17 protein-coding genes and 1 tRNA gene are annotated in these 20,704 nt (G+C 56.9%); 6 read left to right on the top strand and 12 right to left on the bottom strand.

What is annotated here, in order from left to right:
• Window positions 1-6: 6 nt before the first annotated feature.
• The 8 genes from AC2FH2_RS17475 to AC2FH2_RS17510 form a co-directional block, all read right to left on the bottom strand.
• Window positions 7-2,010 (bottom strand): hydantoinase/oxoprolinase N-terminal domain-containing protein, encoded by a 2,004-nt coding sequence (locus tag AC2FH2_RS17475; protein ID WP_496824590.1) that lies wholly within the window; start codon window positions 2,008-2,010, stop codon window positions 7-9.
• A gap of 72 nt (window positions 2,011-2,082) precedes the next feature.
• Complete coding sequence (gene queG / locus AC2FH2_RS17480) at window positions 2,083-3,120, bottom strand: tRNA epoxyqueuosine(34) reductase QueG (RefSeq protein WP_496824592.1); 1,038 nt, start codon at window positions 3,118-3,120, stop codon at window positions 2,083-2,085.
• Window positions 3,121-3,198: 78 nt separating this feature from the next.
• Window positions 3,199-3,864, bottom strand: a complete 666-nt coding sequence (gene fzlA, locus AC2FH2_RS17485) for an FtsZ-binding protein FzlA (RefSeq protein WP_496824594.1) — start codon at window positions 3,862-3,864, stop codon at window positions 3,199-3,201.
• Window positions 3,865-3,922: 58 nt separating this feature from the next.
• Complete coding sequence (gene mtgA, locus AC2FH2_RS17490) at window positions 3,923-4,657, bottom strand: monofunctional biosynthetic peptidoglycan transglycosylase (protein ID WP_142640279.1); 735 nt, start codon at window positions 4,655-4,657, stop codon at window positions 3,923-3,925.
• 39 nt (window positions 4,658-4,696) lie between these two features.
• Window positions 4,697-5,611 (bottom strand): Hint domain-containing protein, encoded by a 915-nt coding sequence (locus AC2FH2_RS17495; RefSeq protein WP_496824596.1) that lies wholly within the window; start codon window positions 5,609-5,611, stop codon window positions 4,697-4,699.
• 184 nt (window positions 5,612-5,795) lie between these two features.
• Complete coding sequence (gltB, locus tag AC2FH2_RS17500) at window positions 5,796-10,328, bottom strand: glutamate synthase large subunit (RefSeq protein WP_496824598.1); 4,533 nt, start codon at window positions 10,326-10,328, stop codon at window positions 5,796-5,798.
• Window positions 10,325-10,759 (bottom strand): GFA family protein, encoded by a 435-nt coding sequence (locus AC2FH2_RS17505; RefSeq protein ID WP_281995942.1) that lies wholly within the window; start codon window positions 10,757-10,759, stop codon window positions 10,325-10,327. The genes gltB and AC2FH2_RS17505 overlap by 4 nt, the downstream gene beginning before the upstream one ends.
• Window positions 10,760-10,782: 23 nt before the next feature.
• On the bottom strand, window positions 10,783-12,216 hold the full coding sequence (locus AC2FH2_RS17510) for an NAD(P)-dependent oxidoreductase (RefSeq protein WP_271951679.1): 1,434 nt from the start codon (window positions 12,214-12,216) through the stop codon (window positions 10,783-10,785).
• Window positions 12,217-12,446: 230 nt separating this feature from the next.
• On the opposite strand from AC2FH2_RS17510, the gene AC2FH2_RS17515 reads away from it, so the two are divergent.
• A complete protein-coding gene (locus AC2FH2_RS17515) occupies window positions 12,447-13,250 on the top strand; it encodes an undecaprenyl-diphosphate phosphatase (RefSeq protein WP_142640289.1) in 804 nt (267 codons plus the stop codon).
• On the opposite strand, the gene AC2FH2_RS17520 is transcribed toward AC2FH2_RS17515, so the two are convergent.
• Entirely contained in the window at window positions 13,251-14,234 is a 984-nt protein-coding gene (locus tag AC2FH2_RS17520) for a complex I NDUFA9 subunit family protein (protein ID WP_496824601.1), read from the bottom strand.
• A gap of 198 nt (window positions 14,235-14,432) precedes the next feature.
• On the opposite strand from AC2FH2_RS17520, the gene AC2FH2_RS17525 reads away from it, so the two are divergent.
• A tRNA-Leu gene (locus AC2FH2_RS17525) sits at window positions 14,433-14,519 on the top strand.
• A gap of 390 nt (window positions 14,520-14,909) precedes the next feature.
• Here the strand turns inward: AC2FH2_RS17525 and AC2FH2_RS17530 are convergent.
• On the bottom strand, window positions 14,910-15,560 hold the full coding sequence (locus tag AC2FH2_RS17530; RefSeq protein ID WP_496824603.1) for a GntR family transcriptional regulator: 651 nt from the start codon (window positions 15,558-15,560) through the stop codon (window positions 14,910-14,912).
• Window positions 15,561-15,717: 157 nt separating this feature from the next.
• On the opposite strand from AC2FH2_RS17530, the gene AC2FH2_RS17535 reads away from it, so the two are divergent.
• From AC2FH2_RS17535 to AC2FH2_RS17550, 4 genes are all read left to right on the top strand, one after another.
• Complete coding sequence (locus AC2FH2_RS17535; RefSeq protein WP_496824605.1) at window positions 15,718-16,716, top strand: TRAP transporter substrate-binding protein; 999 nt, start codon at window positions 15,718-15,720, stop codon at window positions 16,714-16,716.
• Window positions 16,717-16,794: 78 nt separating this feature from the next.
• Window positions 16,795-17,280 (top strand): TRAP transporter small permease, encoded by a 486-nt coding sequence (locus tag AC2FH2_RS17540; RefSeq protein ID WP_496824607.1) that lies wholly within the window; start codon window positions 16,795-16,797, stop codon window positions 17,278-17,280.
• A 10-nt stretch (window positions 17,281-17,290) separates the two neighbouring features.
• Window positions 17,291-18,574 (top strand): TRAP transporter large permease, encoded by a 1,284-nt coding sequence (locus AC2FH2_RS17545; RefSeq protein ID WP_496824609.1) that lies wholly within the window; start codon window positions 17,291-17,293, stop codon window positions 18,572-18,574.
• Between the two features lie 47 nt (window positions 18,575-18,621).
• On the top strand, window positions 18,622-19,767 hold the full coding sequence (locus AC2FH2_RS17550) for an alpha-hydroxy acid oxidase (protein ID WP_496824611.1): 1,146 nt from the start codon (window positions 18,622-18,624) through the stop codon (window positions 19,765-19,767).
• Between the two features lie 24 nt (window positions 19,768-19,791).
• Here the strand turns inward: AC2FH2_RS17550 and AC2FH2_RS17555 are convergent, their stop codons facing one another.
• Together AC2FH2_RS17555 and AC2FH2_RS17560 are read right to left on the bottom strand one after the other, a co-directional pair.
• Complete coding sequence (locus AC2FH2_RS17555) at window positions 19,792-20,205, bottom strand: methylglyoxal synthase (protein WP_496824613.1); 414 nt, start codon at window positions 20,203-20,205, stop codon at window positions 19,792-19,794.
• Window positions 20,186-20,704: a 2,4'-dihydroxyacetophenone dioxygenase family protein gene (locus AC2FH2_RS17560; protein ID WP_058275460.1), complete on the bottom strand. Its 519-nt coding sequence runs from the start codon at window positions 20,702-20,704 to the stop codon at window positions 20,186-20,188. Before AC2FH2_RS17560 ends, AC2FH2_RS17555 begins: the two co-directional genes overlap by 20 nt.

The following is a 20,704-nucleotide window of genomic DNA, read 5'->3' on the forward strand; positions in this document are numbered from 1 at the left end:
CAGGGGCTAGTCCGACGCCACCCGCGGCCGTCCACTGGCCTCGACGGTGATCATTGCCTCAACAAAGACCTCCTGCGCTTCGATACGGGCAGTGCGGATATCCCGGTCGACGATCACTCGGATATCCTCGGCACCGGCTCCGCGCACTTCTCCTTCCGCCTCAGCCCTCAGGATGGATTCTAGCAGCGCCATCGCCTCGTCAGAATCGCTAAAATCCTGAGGCCCGTCTTCAAGATGCACCCTGTACCGCCCTTCGGATGGCGCCGTGACGGTCCCGGCCCGGCGCAGTGTCAGCCTGCCAACCACAGCTCCAATCGCATTGGCCACGCCCGTGTGTTCCGGCAGAATCATGCGGCATCGCAATCTTTCCCCGACTGCGGGGTAATAGCTGGGGGCCGACGCCCCAAGACCGATCACATCCACATTCAGTGCCGCGTCCAGCGCCACCAAACCGCGATGCCCGGCCAGACCTTTCCGCGTCAAAATATGCCGGGCCAGATCGGGTGCCGGAACGCCGAAATCCTCGGCTTCTTCTGAAAAAGCGGTCTCTAACAAGGTCAAAGAGGTCTGTTCGGTCAACTGATCAACGATCATCTGCGCCAACAGATCCGGTGTTGCAGCCAGCATATCGCCGGTGCCAATCCGTTTTCGCGCCACCAGTTCCAGCGCTTTGCGTGCAGCCTCTGCGTCCCAGGCATCCAAACGGCCCAGAACATGGCTGGCATCCGAAGGTGTCACGCCGGATACCTGAACGATTCCACGATCCACCAAACGAGTAAGTGCGCCTGTCTCCATCCGCGTTTTAAGCAAATCAGACAGTGGCAGGACCTTCTGCCCCAAGCGATCCACCAGGGCGGTTTCCCTTGCCCCCAGACCTTCGGCATGAACACCCGGTACCAGACGTGCGAACCGGGTGTCATGTTCACCCACAGTTGGGGCCCGCAACTGCGCATCCAAGGCCGTGTGAACCTCGTCGGGCGCTTCTGACGCGATCAGAGATACGGGCAAAACACGGCGCGGTCCCAGGAAGATGCCGCCGCCCAGCCCTTCGGTTACAACGTGTACCTGACTGTCCCCGCCCAACCCGTGGGTCCGCATTGCGACGGCCTCCACCATGGTGCGAAAGCCGCCAACCCTGGCACCTTCGGGATCAATGGCGGGCTTGCCATCCCGGATCAAGGCGACATCGGTCGTGGTACCACCGATATCTGATACCAGCGCGTTCTCGGCTCCCGTTAGCCAGCGCGCCCCGACGATCGAGGCCGCAGGGCCGCTCAAAATCGTTTCAATCGGTCGATCCCGCGCCTGTTCGGCGCTCATCAACGCTCCGTCGCCGCGAACCACCATCATTGGCGCTGAAATACCTAGCGTCACAAGCTGATCCTGTGCCCGTCCGATCAAGCGGTCGATCATGCCAATCAACCGTGCATTCAGCACCGCTGTCACCGCACGTTTTGGGCCATTCAACTTGGCCGACAGATGGTGCGAACATGTCACCGGCGCACCCGTCCGATCAGTAATAATGCGGGCGACCTCAAGTTCATGCGCCGGGTTTCTGGTGGCGAACTGACCGGCCACAGCGAAACCTGAAACCCCTGAATTAGAGTCTAAAAAGGCTTCAATCGCCTGAACATCCAATGGCCTGGCCTCTGTTCCCGCATGCGTGTGACCGCCCGCCACAACCAAAACTGGATCCCCTTTCAAAGCATCCCGCAGACCATGCTTTTCCAGATCACTCTCCCTGAACCCGATATAGATCAGAGCAACCCGGCCACCCTGCCCTTCGACCAGCGCATTCGTGGCCAATGTCGTTGACAGCGACGCCATTGAGATCTGCTCCGGTGACACCTGAGCCTGCGTCAGAACCGCAGAAATCGCCTTGCCAACGCCAATCGCCAGATCAGCTCGTGTTGTCAGAGATTTGGCTGAAGCAATCACCTCAGTCTCATCCCGGACCAGCACCGCATCCGTATAGGTTCCGCCTGTATCAACCCCCAAAGCCAGCGCCATCGGGTTCTCCTTCCTGTTCGCTGTGATTGGGTTTAGCGGTTTGCACCGACACGTCCAGCCTGTTTGCGGCACCTAGGACAGTTGTTTGACCGCCCAGCGCGCGGCATCTGCCACGGCTGAATCCGGATCCTCTGTCAAATCCTGTGCAATCGGTATCAACCCCTGCAGGCCTGAGTTGCCAATGGCGTACAGCACATTTCGCACAAACCGGTCCCGTCCAATCCGCTTAATTGGAGAGCCCGAGAATTTCGTTCGAAATTCCGGATCGTCCAGGCCAGCCAATTCTGCCAGCCGAGGAGCCTTCAGATCCTCACGCGCTGCATAGCGCATGTCACTGGCCGTGACTGCGAATTTGTTCCAGGGGCAGGCGGCAAGGCAATCATCGCAACCATAGATCCGATTGCCGAGTTTCGCGCGCAGGTCTTCATCAACCGGACCCTTGTGTTCGATTGTCAGGTAAGAAATGCAGCGCCGCGCGTCCAACTGATAAGGCGCCGGGAATGCGTCTGTCGGACAGGCGGCCAAACAGGCCCGGCAGGATCCACAGTGATCCACCTCTGCTTGATCCGAAGGTAGGTCCAGAGTTGTAAAAACAGACCCTATAAAGGCCCAATTTCCCCAATCGCGACTTACAAGATTGGTGTGCTTACCCTGCCATCCCAACCCCGCAGCATGACCCAAGGCCTTTTCCGGAACCGGGGCGGTATCGACAAAGACCTTCACCTCGCCACCAGCCTCGGCTATCAACCAGCGGGCTAACCTTTTGAGCCGCTTCTTGACCAGGTCGTGATAGTCCTTGTTCTGCGCATAGACTGAGATCGCCCCCTTCTCGGGGTGGTCCAGAATCTCGGTTGGATCATGTTCGGGCGCATAGCTTTCTGCCAACATGATCACCGATTTCGCCTCGGGCCAGAGCGCTGCCGGATCGCCTCGCCAATGGGTCCGCTCGGCCATCCATCCCATTTGCCCGTGATATTCGGCCTGCAGGAACGCTTCCAGCTGGGCCGGCACTTCGGGGACATCCCACGGGCGACAAATGCGACAAGACACAAAGCCCTCGCTCAGCGCCTGTGCCACCAGCCTATCCTTTAAACCCGATCCGCTCTTCATCTGGCCCTAAATACCTTCGGGGGGAATCGCGCCCCGAGGCGCGATGGGGGGCAGACAGCCCCCCCTTGTGCGACCCTATCAGAAATCCAGATCTGCGTAATGGGCTGGCGGGCGGAACCCCGGAACCTGATCTGCAAGAATTGACCGGAACGCAGGTCGGGATTTGATCTTGGCATACCAGTCCTTAACCGCCTGCGACCGGTTCCAATCCACGTCCGAGATATAATCCAGCGCAGATAAATGCGCCGCAGCAGCAAAATCGGCCAATGTCATCTGATCCCCAGCCAACCAGCGGCGGTGATCCAGCAACCAGGCCATGTAATCCAGGTGATACTTTATGGCCTTGGCGCCTTGTTTGACATTCTTACTGTCAGGATAACCTTGCCCGGTGACCTTCTTGTTCACACGCTCATAAACCAGTTTGGATGTCACCTCGTGATGGAACTTGTCATCAAACCAGGCCACCAGCCGACGCACTTCGTATCGTGCCTCCGGCGTTTGGGGCATCAGCGCAGGATCGGGCCGGGTTTCTTCGATATATTCGCAAATCGCGTTGCTTTCGGACATGATCTTTCCGTCCAGACGAAGAACCGGGACTTTTCCGGCCGGGTTGCGCCGCAGGAAATCCGGGTCTTTCTCCCAGTATTTCTCCTCGACCAGCTCAACCTCAATCTTCTTTTCCGCCAGTGACAGGCGCACCTTGCGGCAGAAGGGGGACAAGGGAACATGAAACAAACGCGCCATGGGCTTCCAATCGAACCAGTGAATACACTCAAGCTTTAGCCTTGCAGGGCCTTGGGTTTCAATCCTCGAAACAATCCGCGCGACCATCTGCGCGAATGGTGGCCGCCCCATCGAGGATCGAGGCAGCCCGTCTGCGTGTGCGGACCGACGGATCCCGAACGGACCTGTTTTTGGGAGAAGGCAGGATTGCGGCAATACGTGCGGCCTGAACTGGCGACAGCTGGGCCGCGGTCACATTGAAGTTGCGCTGGGCTGCGGCCTCAACGCCAAACACACCTTCGCCAGTCTCGGCCACGTTCAAATAGACCTCGAGAATGCGCTGCTTGCTCCAGAAAATCTCGACCACAGGGGTAAGAGATGTCTCAAGCGCCTTACGCACCCAACTGCGTCCCTGCCACAGGAACACATTCTTCACCACTTGCTGCGTGATGGTTGAGGCGCCACGTGTACCGCCTTCCTCCAAAGCATCGCGAATGGCATCGACATCAAACCCCCAGTGCAGGCAGAAATTGGCATCCTCTGCCGCCACCACGGATCGCGCCATGACGGGCGAGATCTGTTCAATCGGCACCCAATCGCGCTGAACTTTGCCCAGCCGCCGCCATTCAGACCAGATCGTATGGGTTACCGGGGGATTCACCACAGAAAAAAGCACCACAAGCGCCACAACAAACGCAACCAGACCCAATACTGCGCGGGTCACCCAGCGGCGAATCCGCGATTGTGTCTGGTTCTTTGCCTTCGACGCCTTGCTTTTCTTACTGCTCGATTTGCGCGCTGCTTTCTTTGCCATATTGTTGCTATACGACGCGGCGACGATGTTTGGAACGGATTAAATCGCCAAAGCGCGCGCCTCGCGCGGGCGTATCACGGGACGGGCGGTTTCTGGCAGGACCGCGTCGCGGGTCTGCAATTCGGGAAACAGGGCCAGAACTTCAGCCTTTGTTTCGGCGTCAGACTGAGAGAGCGCGTGCCCCGGGTAATAACTTTCGCTTTTGGCCCCATTTGCAATGACGATCTCATGGCGCGAAAAGAGAAGATGAATATAGTCGATCTGACCACCCTCAACACGCGTAACAGAATCCCCGTTGACCAGGCAATGCGCTGCGATCAGCACTTCGGTATGGCCGAACAAATACGGCGCCCGCCAGTCCGAGACCAGCATCCGGTGCTGTGGCGATACGATCAAAGGCTGTTCCAGCCCCAGCACGCCAGCCTCAAACCGAATGGGCGCCAGCTTGCCTTCGGCCTCAACCGTGGTCCGCCCCATCCAAAGCAGCGGCTGCGCACCGTTGTCCGATGTGATGACCATATCGCCGGGCTTCAGATCTTCGACTGAGCAAGCGCCGTCAGGCGTTTCGATCAGCGTTCCGGGGGTGAAACAGGGCGGGCCAAGATTGCCAACATCTAGCGGCCCCTGCGTGTTGACAAATGTTGATGAGACAAACGTGCCCGGTTGCAGAACCTGCCCGTCTGTTGGTGTAAAGACACGGGTTCCGTCAGCAAGATAGAAGGTCGTGCCGGTATAGGTGACATTGCCAACGCCTGTCACGTTAATCGTAACAACATCACCCGGCCACGACGAAGTAACATCCTGGCCGTTTACCGTATCCCCGCTGGGCGCGTCGATCTCGCCATCGTCATCCACATCGGTGAGGTTGAATTTATCAACAACTACCGATGTACCGCCCGGTGGCGGATTCGCGGGGTCAAACGAATAAAACTGATCAAGATAGGTGGTTGGCATCTAACAGACTCCTACGCGTTCGCACGACTGCAAAGCAGCCTAACCGCAACTTCCGAACAAAAAGTGACGAAATCTAGGCTTATTGGGCCCGTTTCGACAAGCAAACGACCACCTAGGACCAATAAAAGAAAACCCCACGTGGTTTAAAAGACACGCGGGGTTGCCATTTTCATTGGTCCTCAGATTACTCTGCAGGAACAGCTGTTGCCTCGACCGCCAACGGATGGCTGAGCTTGTTCAGCATCTCTTTCGGGCAGACCTGGATAAAGTTCGCCTTCTCGACCTCCCAATGCTGCAGGATATCCGCAGCCTTGCGGCTAATGGTTTCGGCCTGATGGGTTTCGATCAGCGATTTCAGCTGATCTTCCCAATGGCCAATGGTCACGGGGCATGTCACCAGCGTTTCCATATTCATCAGCGCCTGCGCCTTGCCGTCGGGGTCGTACAGATAAGCCATGCCGCCTGTCATGCCCGCTCCGAAATTGGCGCCGATACTGCCCAGGATCACGGCGACCCCGCCGGTCATGTATTCGCACCCGTTCGAGCCGCAGCCTTCGATCACCACCTTGGCGCCTGAATTGCGCACCGCGAACCGTTCTCCGGCGCGGCCTGCTGCAAACAGATACCCGTCCGTGGCCCCATACAGAACTGTGTTGCCAATGATGGTGTTGTCATCCGCCTTCAGCGGGCTGACCTGCGGTGGACGCACAACAATCATACCACCAGACAAGCCCTTTCCGACATAGTCATTGGCATCACCCGAAACTTCAAGCTTGAGTCCCGGCGCTGCAAACGCTCCCAGCGACTGACCGGCAGAGCCCTGCAGCTTCACGTGCAGGTGATCCGACTGGAACGTGTTCCGCATCCCGAAATTTTGCACGATATGGCTGGAAACCCGCGTCCCAACGGTTCGGTGCGTGTTTTGCACTGCGTAAGACAGCTGCATTTTCTCGCCGTCTTTCAGGAACCGGGCGGCATCGCGCACGATTTCCGCATCCAGCGTATCGGGCACCGCGTTCCGGTCTCTGTCGCGATTATAGACGATGTTATGGGCACCATCGACGGTGATCAGCAGCGGGTTGAGGTCCAGATCATCCAGATGCGCCGACCCTCGGCTGACCTGCGCTAGCAGATCTGCCCGACCGATGATCTCGTCAATCGAGCGCGCACCCAGGCTGGCCAGCAGCTCGCGCACTTCTTGCGCGTAGAAGGTGATCAGGTTGACGACCTTATCGGCATTACCGGTGAATTTGGCGCGCAGGCTTTCGTCCTGAGTACACACGCCAACTGGGCAAGTGTTGGACTGGCACTGACGCACCATGATACAGCCCATCGCGATAAGGGCGGCAGTGCCTATACCGTATTCCTCGGCCCCCATCATCGCGGCCATGACGATGTCACGACCGGTACGCAAGCCGCCATCGGTTCGCAGGGTCACGCGATCCCGCAGGTTGTTCATCGCCAGAACCTGATGCGCCTCGGTCAGGCCCATCTCCCACGGCAGACCAGCATATTTGATGGATGTCGCAGGCGACGCGCCGGTGCCGCCATTGTGACCCGAAATAAGGATAATGTCCGCTTTTGCCTTGGCTACACCTGCAGCAATCGTGCCAACACCCGAGGACGCCACCAGCTTGACCGTCACCTTACAGCGCGGGTTGATCTGTTTCAGATCATAGATCAACTGCGCCAGATCCTCGATCGAATAGATATCGTGGTGCGGCGGCGGTGAGATCAGTGTTACACCCTTGGTCGAATGGCGCAGGCGCGCAATCAGGTCGGTGACCTTCATGCCAGGCAACTGCCCGCCCTCACCGGGTTTGGCACCCTGGGCAACCTTGATTTCCAGCTCTTCGCACTGGTTCAGGTATTCGGCGGTTACACCGAACCGGCCCGAAGCCACCTGTTTGATCTTGGCCGAGGGGTTGTCACCATTGGGTTCCGGCACGAAATGCGCCGGATCTTCGCCGCCCTCGCCGCTGTCGGATTTCGCCCCGATCCGGTTCATCGCAACGTTCAGCGTCTTGTGCGCCTCGGGCGACAGCGCCCCCAGCGACATGCCCGGCGTCACGAACCGTTTGCGGATCGAGGTGATAGATTCCACCTCTTCAATCGGGATCGGCTTGCTCAGCGGTTTGAAATCCATCAGGTCGCGCAGATGGATCGGCGGGTTCGATTGCATCTTGGCCGAATACTGCTTCCACAGCTCATACGACGCTTTGTTGCAGGCCATCTGCAGCATATGCATCGAGGTCGCTTCCCACGCATGGGTCTCGCCCGACTTCCGCGCCTTATAGAAACCACCGATCGGCAGAACATCCAGACCGCTTTCCCAGCCCTTGGTATGGATCTCTTCGGCCTTGGATTGAATGCCGGTAACACCGATGCCGGAAATCCGGCTGGTCATACCGGGAAAAAACTCGGCGACCATGGCACGGCTGAGGCCCACAGCCTCAAAGTTCAATCCGCCACGATAGGATGAGATCACCGAAATCCCCATCTTGGCCATGATTTTCAGCAAGCCCTGGTCAATCGCCTCGCGGTACCGCGCGACATTTTCGGTCAGGCTGCCATCCAGCAACCCGCGATCAATACGATCGGCCAGAGAATCTTCGGCCAGATAGGCGTTGACCACAGTGGCCCCGCACCCGATCAGAACGGCGAAGTAATGCGGATCAACGCATTCCGCCGACCGCACGTTCAGCGAGCAGAAGGTGCGCAGACCCTTGCGGGTCAGATGCGAATGCACCGCGCTTGTTGCCAGGATCATCGGCATCGCTACGCGACCCTGACCTGAATTCATGTCGGACAACACCAAATGCCCCGCGCCCGAGCGCACGGCCTCTTCGGCTTCGGCTCTAATACGGGCCAAAGCTGCGCCCAGCGCCCCTTGTCCGGCTTCAAAGCTACAGTCGATTTCTGCTAATGGAGCATTGAAGTTTTCAGCCAGTGCTTCCCATTGGGCATTGCCCACAAACGGGCTTTCCAGCACAATAATTTCGGTTTGGCTGCTGTCTTCATCCAGCACGTTTTTCAGGTTTCCGAACCGGGTTTTCAGCGACATCACACGATATTCGCGCAACGAGTCGATGGGAGGGTTGGTCACCTGGCTGAAGTTCTGGCGGAAGAAATGGCTGAGCGGACGGTACTGTTTCGACAGAACAGCGGATGGCGTGTCATCCCCCATCGAAGCCAGTGCCTCTTTTCCATCTTCGGCCATTGGCGCCAGAATCTGCTCCAGTTCCTCGATCGAATATCCGGCGGCGATCTGACGCTTGCGCAGCTCCTCGCCCGCATAGATCGGCGCTTCGGTGATTCCAGCCAGAGACTCGTCCAAATCGTTGATCTTGCCGACCCAATCGCCGAATGGCAGTGCGCGGGCCAGCTTGTTCTTGATCTGCGTATCGCGATACAGCTTGCCCTTTTTCATATCCACAGCCAGCATTTGGCCCGGGCCCAACGCGCCTTTTTCGGTCACGCTGGCCTCATCAATCGGGACCATCCCGGCCTCGGAGCCTGCAATTACAAGACCATCTCCAGTGACCACATAACGCATCGGACGCAATCCATTCCGGTCAAGACCGGCACAGACCCAGCGGCCATCGGTCATGGCCAACGCGGCAGGGCCATCCCAGGGTTCCATCACCGAGTTGCAGTAAGAATACATGTCGCGCCAGGCCTGCGGCAGTTCCACAGCTTGCTTGGACCAGCTTTCGGGCACCAGCATGGTTTTCGCCATCGGGGCCGAGCGGCCTGCGCGTACAAGAACTTCGAATACAGAGTCTAATGCGGCAGAATCCGACGATCCACCAGCGATGATCGGTTTGATATCCTCGGCGTAATCGCCAAAGGTGCCGCTGGCCATGCGGATTTCATGGCTTTTCATCCAGTTGACGTTGCCCCTGAGAGTGTTGATCTCACCGTTATGGGCCAGCATGCGGAAGGGCTGGGCGAGCCACCATTGCGGGAAGGTGTTGGTCGAATAGCGCTGGTGATAGATGGCAAAGGCGGATTCGAATCGTTCATCCATCAGATCGGGGTAGAAAACCGCAACCTGCTCGGCCAGCATCATGCCCTTGTAGATGATTGACCGGCAGGACAGTGACGCCAGATACAGCCCGGAAATCCCGGCCGCTGCGGCAGCCTTTTCAATGCGGCGACGGATGACATAAAGTTCACGCTCGAATGTCTCTTCGTCCACGCCTTTGGAATTCGAGATCAGGATCTGCTCAATCTCGGGCCGGGTCGCGTTGGCCTTTTCGCCGAGACAGGTGACATCAACCGGAACGTGGCGCCAGCCATAGATATAATAACCCATGCGCAGCACTTCGGATTCCACGATGGTCCGGCACTGTTCCTGCGCACCGAAATCGGTGCGGGGCAGAAAGACCTGACCAACCGCGATCAGCTGATCCAATTTGGGCTCGTGCCCGGTGCGACGGATCTGGTCATAGAAGAAAGGAACCGGGATCTGCACATGGATACCCGCGCCGTCGCCGGTCTTGCCATCCGCATCTACCGCGCCGCGGTGCCAGATCGCCTTGAGCGCGGCGATGCCAGCATCCACAACCTTGCGTGACGGCTTGCCATCGACTGAGACCACAAGACCCACACCGCAGGACGAATGCTCTTCTTCCTCGGAATAGAGACCGTTTTCGGCCATGAACTGACGTTTGGCTTCTTCGGCCCGCACCCAATCGGCATCATATTTGGTCATTGGCTGTCTCCTTCTTCCGGCAGGCCGTACATGGCTTCGACCTCAGCTTTGGTCATCTGCCGACGCTCGCCTGCGAACGCGTACCCGTCAGGCTTTTTGTCGATATAAAGTTCCAGTTGCAGCGGATTGTCCGTGTCGTCGAACAGGCCTGCTGCCATTTGGGTATGCCCGTGCATTTCACCCGGCAGCGTGATCCGGTACCACAGGGCCGATCCGCAATCGGCGCAAAATGCACGTTCCGCCCAATCCGAGGACGTAAAGGTCTTAACCGGCCCAAGGGCCGCATACCCCTCTTGCGCGGGAAACGTTATCAGCATCGAGCTGGTCCAGCGGCGACACTGGTCGCAATGGCACGCGCCCAACGAATCTTTCGCCGGGGTGGCAGTCACTGTGACCGCGCCGCACATACATTGGCCTTGCAATTCGGGCATCTCTGTCCCTCCTGTCGCGGGGCTTATTCGGCTGCAACCGCAGCCGTGTTGTTGAAACGGTCAAGGATCGCGTCGGCGCAGTCGCGCCCATCGCGGATCGCCCAGACCACCAGCGAGGCACCGCGCACGATGTCACCGATGGCATAAACCCCGTCCATCTCGGTCTCGCCGGTCTCGAACGCTGCTTTTACAGTGCCCCAGCGAGTCACGGGCAGGTCAGGCTGGCCAAACAGGGTGGGCAGGTCTTCGGGCTCGAACCCCAGCGCCTTGATCACCAGATCAGCGTCTTCGACATAGTCCGCGCCTTCGATCAACTCGGGGGCCTGACGGCCGGTGGCATCGGGCTGACCCAGACGCATCTTCTGGACCATAACGCCGGAAACCTGATCATCGCCGGTAAAGCCCTTTGGTGCGCTTAGCCATTCGAATACGACGCCTTCTTCCTCGGCATTCTGCGTTTCGCGCTGCGATCCGGGCATGTTCGCGCGGTCGCGTCGATACAGGCATTTGACCGAGGTCGCACCCTGACGGATCGAAGTCCGCACGCAATCCATCGCGGTATCACCGCCACCGATCACGACAACTTTTTTGCCTTCGGCATTCAAACGGCCATTGTCGAAATCTTCGACCTCATCGCCAAAGCTTTTGCGGTTCGAGGCTGTCAGGAAGTCGATGGCCTTTTCAATACCCGTCAAACCGCTGCCAGGCATGGACAGGTCGCGCGACTTGTAAACGCCGGTTGCGATGATAATCGCATCATGTTTGGAACGGATTTCCGCGAATTTGGCGGCGTCCACGTCGCAATTCAGAACAAACTCAACCCCGCCATCAGCCAACAGGTCATTGCGGCGCTGAACAACGTCTTTTTCCAGCTTAAAGCCCGGAATTCCATACATCAGCAGTCCGCCTGCCCGGTCATGGCGATCATACACGGAGACCTGAATACCCGCACGGCGCAGCATGTCCGCCGCTGCCAGTCCACCAGGGCCGCCGCCGATGATGCCGACGCTTTCGCGGCGCTCAGCACCCGGTACGACCGGCTTGACCCACCCCTTTTCCCAGGCTGTGTCGGTGATATATTTCTCGATCGAGCCAATGGTAACAGTGCCGTGCCCAGATTGTTCGATCACGCAATTCCCTTCGCACAGGCGGTCCTGTGGGCAAATGCGCCCACAAATCTCGGGGAAGGTGTTGGTGGCCTGACTGGTGTGATAGGCCTCTTCCAGACGGCCCGTTGCGGTCAAGTTCAGCCAGTCGGGGATGTTGTTGTGCAGCGGGCAATGCGACTGACAATAAGGCACACCGCATTGGCTGCAGCGGCTGGCCTGTTCTTCAGCTTTGGCAGCAGCGAATTCGGCATAGATTTCGTCAAAGTCTTCCGTACGGGCATCTGCGGCCCGTTTTTCCGGCATTACTCGGTCGATCTGCACAAATTTCAGCATCGGTTGCTTGGCCACGGGTCAGACTCCATGAATTGGCTTGGTCGCGCCTCTTTAAAAGATGCGTAGGGGGATTAAAAGTCAAGTGTGCTGACCTTTTTTCAAAAACTTTGCTGGATTCCACCGATGACCAGTGAGAAATACAGGATATTAGTTCCGATTCGGACCTATTTGCATCCTTTTCTTTTCCTTACCGCGCTTATACGCAGGGATCACAAAGAACACGTGGCGGCAGCACGGGCAGGTAAATGAGTCTTTTTCAGTTGATTCTTGCAGCAGTCATTCAGGGAATTACCGAATTTCTGCCGATCTCATCTTCGGGTCATCTGATACTTTTACCCAGCCTGACCGGTATGGACGATCAGGGGTTGGCCATCGATGTCGCTGTGCATGTGGGCACTCTGGGCGCCGTAATTCTGTATTTCTGGTCTGATGTGAAAATGGCGATTTCCGGACTGCCGCAGGCTCTTTTGGGGCGCACCGATACACCACAAGCCCGATTGGCCCTGGGGCTGATTCTGGCCACGATCCCAACCGTCATAGTCGGAGCGATCCTGTTCAAAACCGGGCTCAGCCAGTCTCTGCGCTCAATGACGGTCATCGGCTGGACGATGCTGGGGTTCGGCATATTGCTCTACTGGATGGACCAGAAAGGGCCGCAAAGCAAAGAAACCTCTGACTGGGGCCTGCGCGATGCGATGATCATGGGCCTGTGGCAAGTTCTGGCGCTGATCCCCGGAACATCCCGGTCCGGGATCACGATCACCGGGGCGCGCCAGCTTGGATACAGCCGCGAAGACGGTGCACGCATCGCGATGTTGATGTCCATACCCACGATTCTGGCATCCGGAGCGCTGCTGTCCACAGAGGTCATCCGCCAGGCAAATGCCCAACTGGCGTTCGACAGTGCTGTTGCTGCGTTCTTTGCGTTTCTGTCCGCGCTGCTTGCCTTGTCGCTAATGATGCGCCTGTTGCGCAGCGTCAGCTTTACGCCATACGTGATCTACCGCGTAGTAGTGGGCGCAATCCTTCTGGTCATCGCCTACAGCTGATCAGGTCCGCATATTGCTGGCCGAGTTCTGTATGTCATCATACTGACCCGAGGGGCGGAACTTCCACAGATAATCCGGCAGGACCGAATCCAGCGTCGCCGGCTCGATCCCCAGATCGGCAAAGCCAAGCGCGCTATCTGAGACAACATTGTCGTGACGCAGATTCTTGAGCTGATCACGCGTCAGGATATTGTTCGGAAACAACTGAAAGCTCGCAAATTTCATTATGTCCAGCATTCCCGCCATGATCCGGGCCACCCAAAAGGGAATCCCAAGGACAATCCGATGGCGGTTGATCACATCCAGCATCTGCAGCATCAACGCACGGAAGGTTTTCACTTCGGGTCCGCCCAATTCGTAGACACCCCCGCTGGCCTGCCCCAGCACGCCCTGCACCGCAGCCTTGGCGACATCATCCACATAGACCGGCTGAAATTGCGTCTGGGCCCCGACCAGCGGCAGGAATGGCCCCATCCGGGTCATCGCAGCGAAACGGTTGAAGAACTGATCCTCGGTTCCGAAAATCACCGAAGGGCGCAGGATCATTGCACCCTGCATATGCGCCAGAACACCGGCCTCGCCCTGCGCTTTGGTACGAGAATATTCGCTCCCCGCCTCGGCATCAGCACCAATGGCCGAGATATGGACCATACGGGTTACACCTTCAGCGGCTGCTAGACGCGCAACGCGTTCAGCCCCTTCGGTTTGAACGGTATCGAATTCATTCCGGCCAATCTCGTTCAACACACCAACACAGTTCACCACCGCATCAGCCCCCCGCATCGCCAAAGCAACCGAAGCGTCATCGCGGATGTTACACAGGACAGGTTCGACCTGCCCCACCGCACCGTAGGGTCTAACAAACATCGCTTCGTTCGGACGGCGCACCGCAACCCGAACGCGCCAGCCATCATTCGCCAGACGTCGCGCAATATATCGGCCGACAAATCCGGATCCGCCATAAATCGTGACCAGTTTGGACATTTGAGGGCTCCTGCTATTGGGTCCTGATCCGATCTACCGCCCAATGCCCTTTCAAACAAGGCGCAATAACGCCGCGCAGCCACGAAAAAGCAACGCGGCACAGACGGTTGAAAGCAGTGGTCAAAAAACTTTCAAAAAACTTTCCGAATCCGGTTGACGCCTTCCGCCAGTAGGCTTAAACGCCCCTCCACGACACCTGCCCAGGTGGCGGAATTGGTAGACGCGCTAGCTTCAGGTGCTAGTGTCCGTATGGACGTGGAGGTTCGAGTCCTCTCCTGGGCACCAAATATCCATAATATTATTATATTTTTCAATCACTTAAGGCGGGTATCTGTATTTCTATCCACCTTAAAGCCCACCTTTGAGCGTATGGTGTTATTCCAGCTTTCCGACTTGAAGGGCGGATTCTGGCTATTCGCCGCCAGTGCGATGAGATGGTGCCAAGACAGTGATAGCGGACGTTCAGAATGGTTTGAAACCGAGCATCTCGCCGCACGACCGCATGGCAGGTCCGAGCCCAACTCGGAAGTACCATTTTGTGCGTACGCATGCAGCGGCGGTTTTGATGCAATCGCGCGAAAGATCACGCCGCTTGGTGGAAGACAATTCGGCCATTCAGTCCAAGCGCAGCGTTATTTGGGCGCGCAATGAACGGGTAGTTGGCAAACTGGAATCTTACCGCTTGTTCTCTGACGGCAGCTCGTTGCCAGCCAGATCCGAGTAAGAGCGTTCTCCACGCGTGATTTGGCGGCTCAAGATGTTCTTTGCGGCTTTCACTTTGCCCTCACGCAGATGCGCAGTGATTGCATCATGTTCTTTCAAAGATTTGGCAGTGCGATCCGGGCGCTTTGATAAATACGTGCGCATTGTGCGGACGATATCACTGACTTTCTGATATCCGTCCCGCAGGTAGCTGTTGCCACAATGTCTGAAAAATGCGTCGTGAAAAGCTGCGTCCAACTCGAGATAGCGTTCGAAATCATCCGTCTTCCGCGCGTCAGCCATCTCGGAAACTAAATCCGTAAGTTCATCAAGCAAGGCAGAAGGGTTTTCAACAAGCGCCTGATCCATAGCCGCTGTTTCGAGGATCAACCGATATCTACAGAGTTGCACGACATCCTCGTGAGACAGAGTGAAAACAAATGCTCCGCGCCGCGGAACGATCTGCACAAGACCCTGAAGGTTTAACGCAGCAAGGGCCTCGCGAATCGGTGTCTTACTGATGCCCATGGCCGTTGAAAGTTTGGCTTCCTGCAGCGACTCGCCCAACCCAAAGACACCCTGAACGATGTTTCTCCGGATTTCCGCCTCCGCAATTTTACTCAATGAATCCGGTCGCTTAAGTTGCATTTTCCCTGCCGCATCTAAGGTATCTGACCACTCTACTGTTTCAGGGTATCACGTCCAGCATTGATTTATATATTGTATCTGATATGTCAGATGAAAGATCGTAAAAAGCCTGAACAAATTATGGGAGGAAACCTTGTTCAACAAATCCACATTCGCGCTTGCCGTCGCCATGTCGACCGGACTTGCCTTCGCGGCCTCGGCCGAAACAGTTATCAAAGTTGGGCACGGTGCCGCCGAAGCATTCCACATGCATCGTGCGCTCCTGAAGTTCGAAGAACTGGTTGAGACCGGTTCGAATGGCGAGATCGATGTCCAGATCTTTCCATCCTCGCAGATGGGCCCGGATCGCGAGATGATCGAAGGTGTTCAAACCGGCGTTCTTGAAATGGCCATTCCCCCGTCTTCGTTCTTCGCAGGTTGGGATCCGGCATTTGCGGTGATCGAGCTTCCCTATATGTATGCCTCCAAAGACATCGCCTTTGATGTTCTGGATGGTGAGGCCGGAGACGGAATGCTCGGACGGGTCGAAAATCAGGGGCTCGTCGGTCTTGGTTGGCTTGAATTGGGCGTTCGCAATGTGACCAACAATGTCCGCCCGGTTGAAACACCCGAAGACCTTGAAGGCGTCAAGCTGCGCACGATGAAGGTTCCGGCGCATGTGGCAACATTCGAGACACTCGGCGCTAACCCGACACCGATGAACTTCGGCGAGGTTTACTCTGCCCTTCAGCAAGGCGTGATCGACGGGCAGGAAAACCCGCTGGCGATCATTACCTCACAGCGTTTCTACGAGGTGCAGAAGTACCTATCGACCACGGGTCATGTCTTTGCGGTCTATATGCCGGTCATCTCCAAACCATTCTTTGACTCGCTGCCCGCCGAGCATCAGCAACTGGTCCGGGACTCGATGGCCGCCGCACGTGATTATCAGGCCGAACTGGTCGCCAGCGAAGATGCGGAACAACTGGAACAGATCCGTGCCGCTGGTGTCGAGGTTCTGGAACTGACTGCAGAGCAGAGACAGGCTTTCGCCGACAAAACCGAAAGCGTTCGCCTGAAGTATCGCGATGAAGTTGGCGCAGAAGCCTACGACGCTTGGGTCGAGGCGGTATCCGCAGCAAGCGGAAGCTGACCCACGCAATACTCTGTCAATCCGGGCATCCGTGCCATACGGGATCGGGTGCCCCTTTCGTTCAAGGGGAGGTGAACGATGTCGGCTATCAAATGGATCGATATGAATGCCGAAAAAGTCCTGGCCAGTGCGCTCCTGGCCGCGATTGTCGTGTTGATTTTCGGTAATGTGTTCATGCGCTATATCATGAATGCCTCTCTTTCATGGGGTGAAGAGCTAACGCTTTGGCTATTCGTCTGGTTTGTCTGGCTTGGTGTCAGCTATGCCTTCCACACCGGCGATCATGTGCGCATTACAGTCCTGCGTGATGTCCTCAGCGAGCGGGCGAGGCTTTATACGGATGTCGCGATCGCGCTTCTGGTTCTTGGGTTTCTGATCGTTCTGACAATTGAATGCATCAAGTTGATCCGGCAGCCCTTTGTGGCCAGCCAGACCTCGGTTGTTCTGGGGCTGCCAATCCCAATCCTTTATGCCTCTGCGCCGGTTGGTGCGGGCCTGTCCGCGATCCGCGTCACTCAACATCTGATCCGAACCCTGCGCCTGATCGCAGGGACCAAAGCGTGAGGAGCCCGGCATGCTTGCAACAACGCTTTTCCTGACACTTTTTGCCCTTCTGCTCTTCAGCGTGCCGATTGGCATCTGTCTGGGCCTTGCGACCATGATCGTGATGGTATTCGTGGATGGCACGCCACCGATGGTTCTTCTGGCGCGCTCAGTGGTAACAGGTGCGGACTCGTTTCCGCTGATCGCTGTTCCCTTGTTCATCCTCGCGGGTGACTTGATGCAGCACGGTGGGATGTCGCGCCGTCTGGTTGGGTTCGCCAATGCACTGATCGGACATATCCGGGGTGGGCTGGCTTATGTGAACGTGCTCGCCTGCGTGTTCTTTGCCGCGATATCCGGCTCGTCTCCTGCAACCGTAGCCGCCATCGGATCGAACATGATCCCCGAGATGGAAAAGGTCGGCTATACGCGCAAATTCAGCGGCGCATTGACGGCGTCTTCGGGGATGATCGGCGTGATGATCCCGCCAAGTATCCCCTTCATCATCTACGGTGTTACTGCCGAAGTTTCGATTGGCAAGCTGTTCCTGGCGGGTGTTGTTCCTGGTATCCTCTTTGCCCTCATGTTCATGTTGGTCGCCCGCGTTCTACTGCGAAAGGACACGGTTGTTCAACAATCGACAACCACGTTCTCAGGCCCGGGCGTCTGGCAGAGTTTCCGGTCTTCGATCTGGGCGCTTCTGGTGCCAGTAATTATCCTTGGGGGCATCTACAGCGGTATCTTCACCCCTACCGAAGCCGGTGCCGTGGCTGTGGTTTATGCCGCCTTCATTGGCATCTTCGTCTATGGAGACATCACCCCGAAGGACCTGCCAGAGGTCTTGGCGGGCAGTGCAAAGACCAGCGGCACCATTCTGATATTGGTGATCATGGCGACCGCCTTTGGCAGACTGATAACGCTTGCAAGAATCCCGACAGAACTCGCCACAACGATCACCAGCCTGTCCGACAATCCGATCATCATTCTGTTGTTGATCAATCTGCTTTTGTTGGTGATCGGCATGTTCATGGAGACGATTTCGTCGATCATCATCATGACACCGATCCTGCTGCCGGTTGCAACCGCGCTGGGTGTCGATCCTATCGTCTTTGGCGTCATTCTGACGGTCAATCTGGCCATCGGATTCTGCACACCACCTTTGGGCGTAAACCTGTTCGTGGCCAGCAGCATTTCGAAGGTCTCCATCGAAAGCCTCAGCCGGGCGATCCTGCCATTCTTTGCCGGCATGCTGATCCTGTTGATGTTCATCACCTATGTGCCCGCAATTTCCCTGGCCCTGCCATCCCTTTGGTGACCGGCTGAGGCGTTTCAAACGTTAGACAACAAAACCAGAGGACCCGGATGGATTTGGACCTATCCCACCCGTCGATAGAAGATCTTCGGAAAACTGCGCAAAAACGCATCCCGAAGTTTGCCTTCGAGTATCTCGACAGCGCAACAGGCAGAGAGCTGGGGAAAAGCGTCAATCGTGATGCGCTTGATGCTATCGGATTCATGCCCAGCGTGCTGTGTGGACGAACCAAAGCGGACCTCCAAACGACACTGCTGGGGCAGACGTACGATCTTCCGTTTGGAATTGCACCTGTCGGTATGTCTGGATTGTTGTGGGCCGGTGCGGAACGGATGCTGGCGCAGGCAGCCGTCGCGCACAACATCCCGTTTTCACTGTCCAGCGTCGCGGTCGCCTCACCGGAGGATGTCGCCCCTTACATCGGCCAAAACGGATGGTTTCAACACTACCCAGTGAACTCTGCAGAATTGCGCCGGGCAATGCTGCCACGGATCAAGGCCGCTGGTTTTCACACACTCATTATGACTGTCGATGTCCCGGAAGAAAGCAGGCGCGAACGCCAGAGACGTGCAAACCTGACCGTCCCGCCCAAGGCCGACTTGCACACGCTTGCTGAAATGGCCGCGCGGCCGGCTTGGTGCCTTGCCCATATGCTTGAAGGTATCATGCCGCGCATGCGGTTCTTTGATGACTATGTGCCGCAACGCGGTCGCGAGAGCTTTACGCACGCGGGCGCTCTGATCCGGGGCATTCCCGATTGGCAATATCTGCGAGAATTGCGCGACGAATGGGATGGTCATCTTGTCGTCAAAGGCGTTTTACGGTCGGAGGATGCTGAAAAAATGGTGGCAGAGGGCGTAGATTGCATTTGGGTTTCAAATCATTCCGGCCGCCAATTCGAAGCTGGACCTGCCGTAATTGACCAGTTACCAAAAATCCGTGATACGGTCGGGCCGGATGTCCCACTCATATACGATTCTGGTGTGGCCTGGGGCCTGGATATCATGCGCGCTTTGGCCAAAGGGGCCGATTTCGTCATGGTCGGGCGGGCATTTCAGTATGCGGTCGCGGCTTTTGGTGCACCGGGCATAGATCACCTCGTGCACATTTTGCGAGCTGACATGACAGCCAATATGAGTCAGTTGGGCGTTGAAAATCCTGACCACCTTGCCCGGTTCCTTCTAAACAGCGACTGAGCAATCCGCCGGAACCGGAGAGCTTTAGGACTGCGCGTTGCTGTTGGTCTCACGCAGGCCCTTCACGATTAGATCAGCCGTTGATCGTGAACACGCCATCGGCAGATCGTACACTGTGGCAAGACGGGTCAACGCCTTTACATCCACATCATGCGGCATAGGCGAGAGCGGATCGACGAAGAATATCAAAGCGTCAAGCTTCTCTTCGCAGATCATTGCACCAATCTGCTGGTCACCGCCAAGCGGGCCACTTTTCAAACAGGTTACATTCAATTCAGGAAAGGCTTCTTTGATACGACCGCCGGTCGTACCTGTTGATACGATGCTAACACCTGATAGCCAGGTCCGCTGAAGGCCAACCCAGGCCACGATCTCGTCTTTTCTTGCGTCATGCGCAACAAGCGCAAAACACGGGCGATCACCGGATGAATTGTTCAACGTAGTTCTCCCCAAGACCAACTTCAGCGAAGTGCTTTCGACACAGATCGATCTTCGTGAACACATCCTCGTAGCCTTGCACCTTGCCCCACGGATCGACATAGCACATCACACCGTTGACCTGGAAATAGGTGATCATCTCTTCGACATCATCCGGAACAACCAGCGTGTGTGTTTCACCCGGTGGTTCATAGACATAGCCGCCCTCTTCGGCGACCCAGTCGTGTTCCAAGTAGTGCCAGCGTCCTTTCAGAACAAAGCCGTGGACAGGTTGCGGGTGACGATGGCGCGAAAGGACACCAGCCTTTCGGACCTTCAGCAGGTTCATCCAATAGCCTTGTGACCGATTGAGGCAGAGGGGTCGGAACCACACGTTTTCGGCCTGCGGCACCCAGAGCCTTTCGTCCTCGGAGACCGCGTTCGGTATCACAATCTCTTCCTGTGCATCTGTTGGGAACGGCAACTGATATGGCATTCGGGCAGTGTCGTCGTTTTTCAT

The organism is Ruegeria sp. YTSA105 (genome assembly GCF_059610225.1).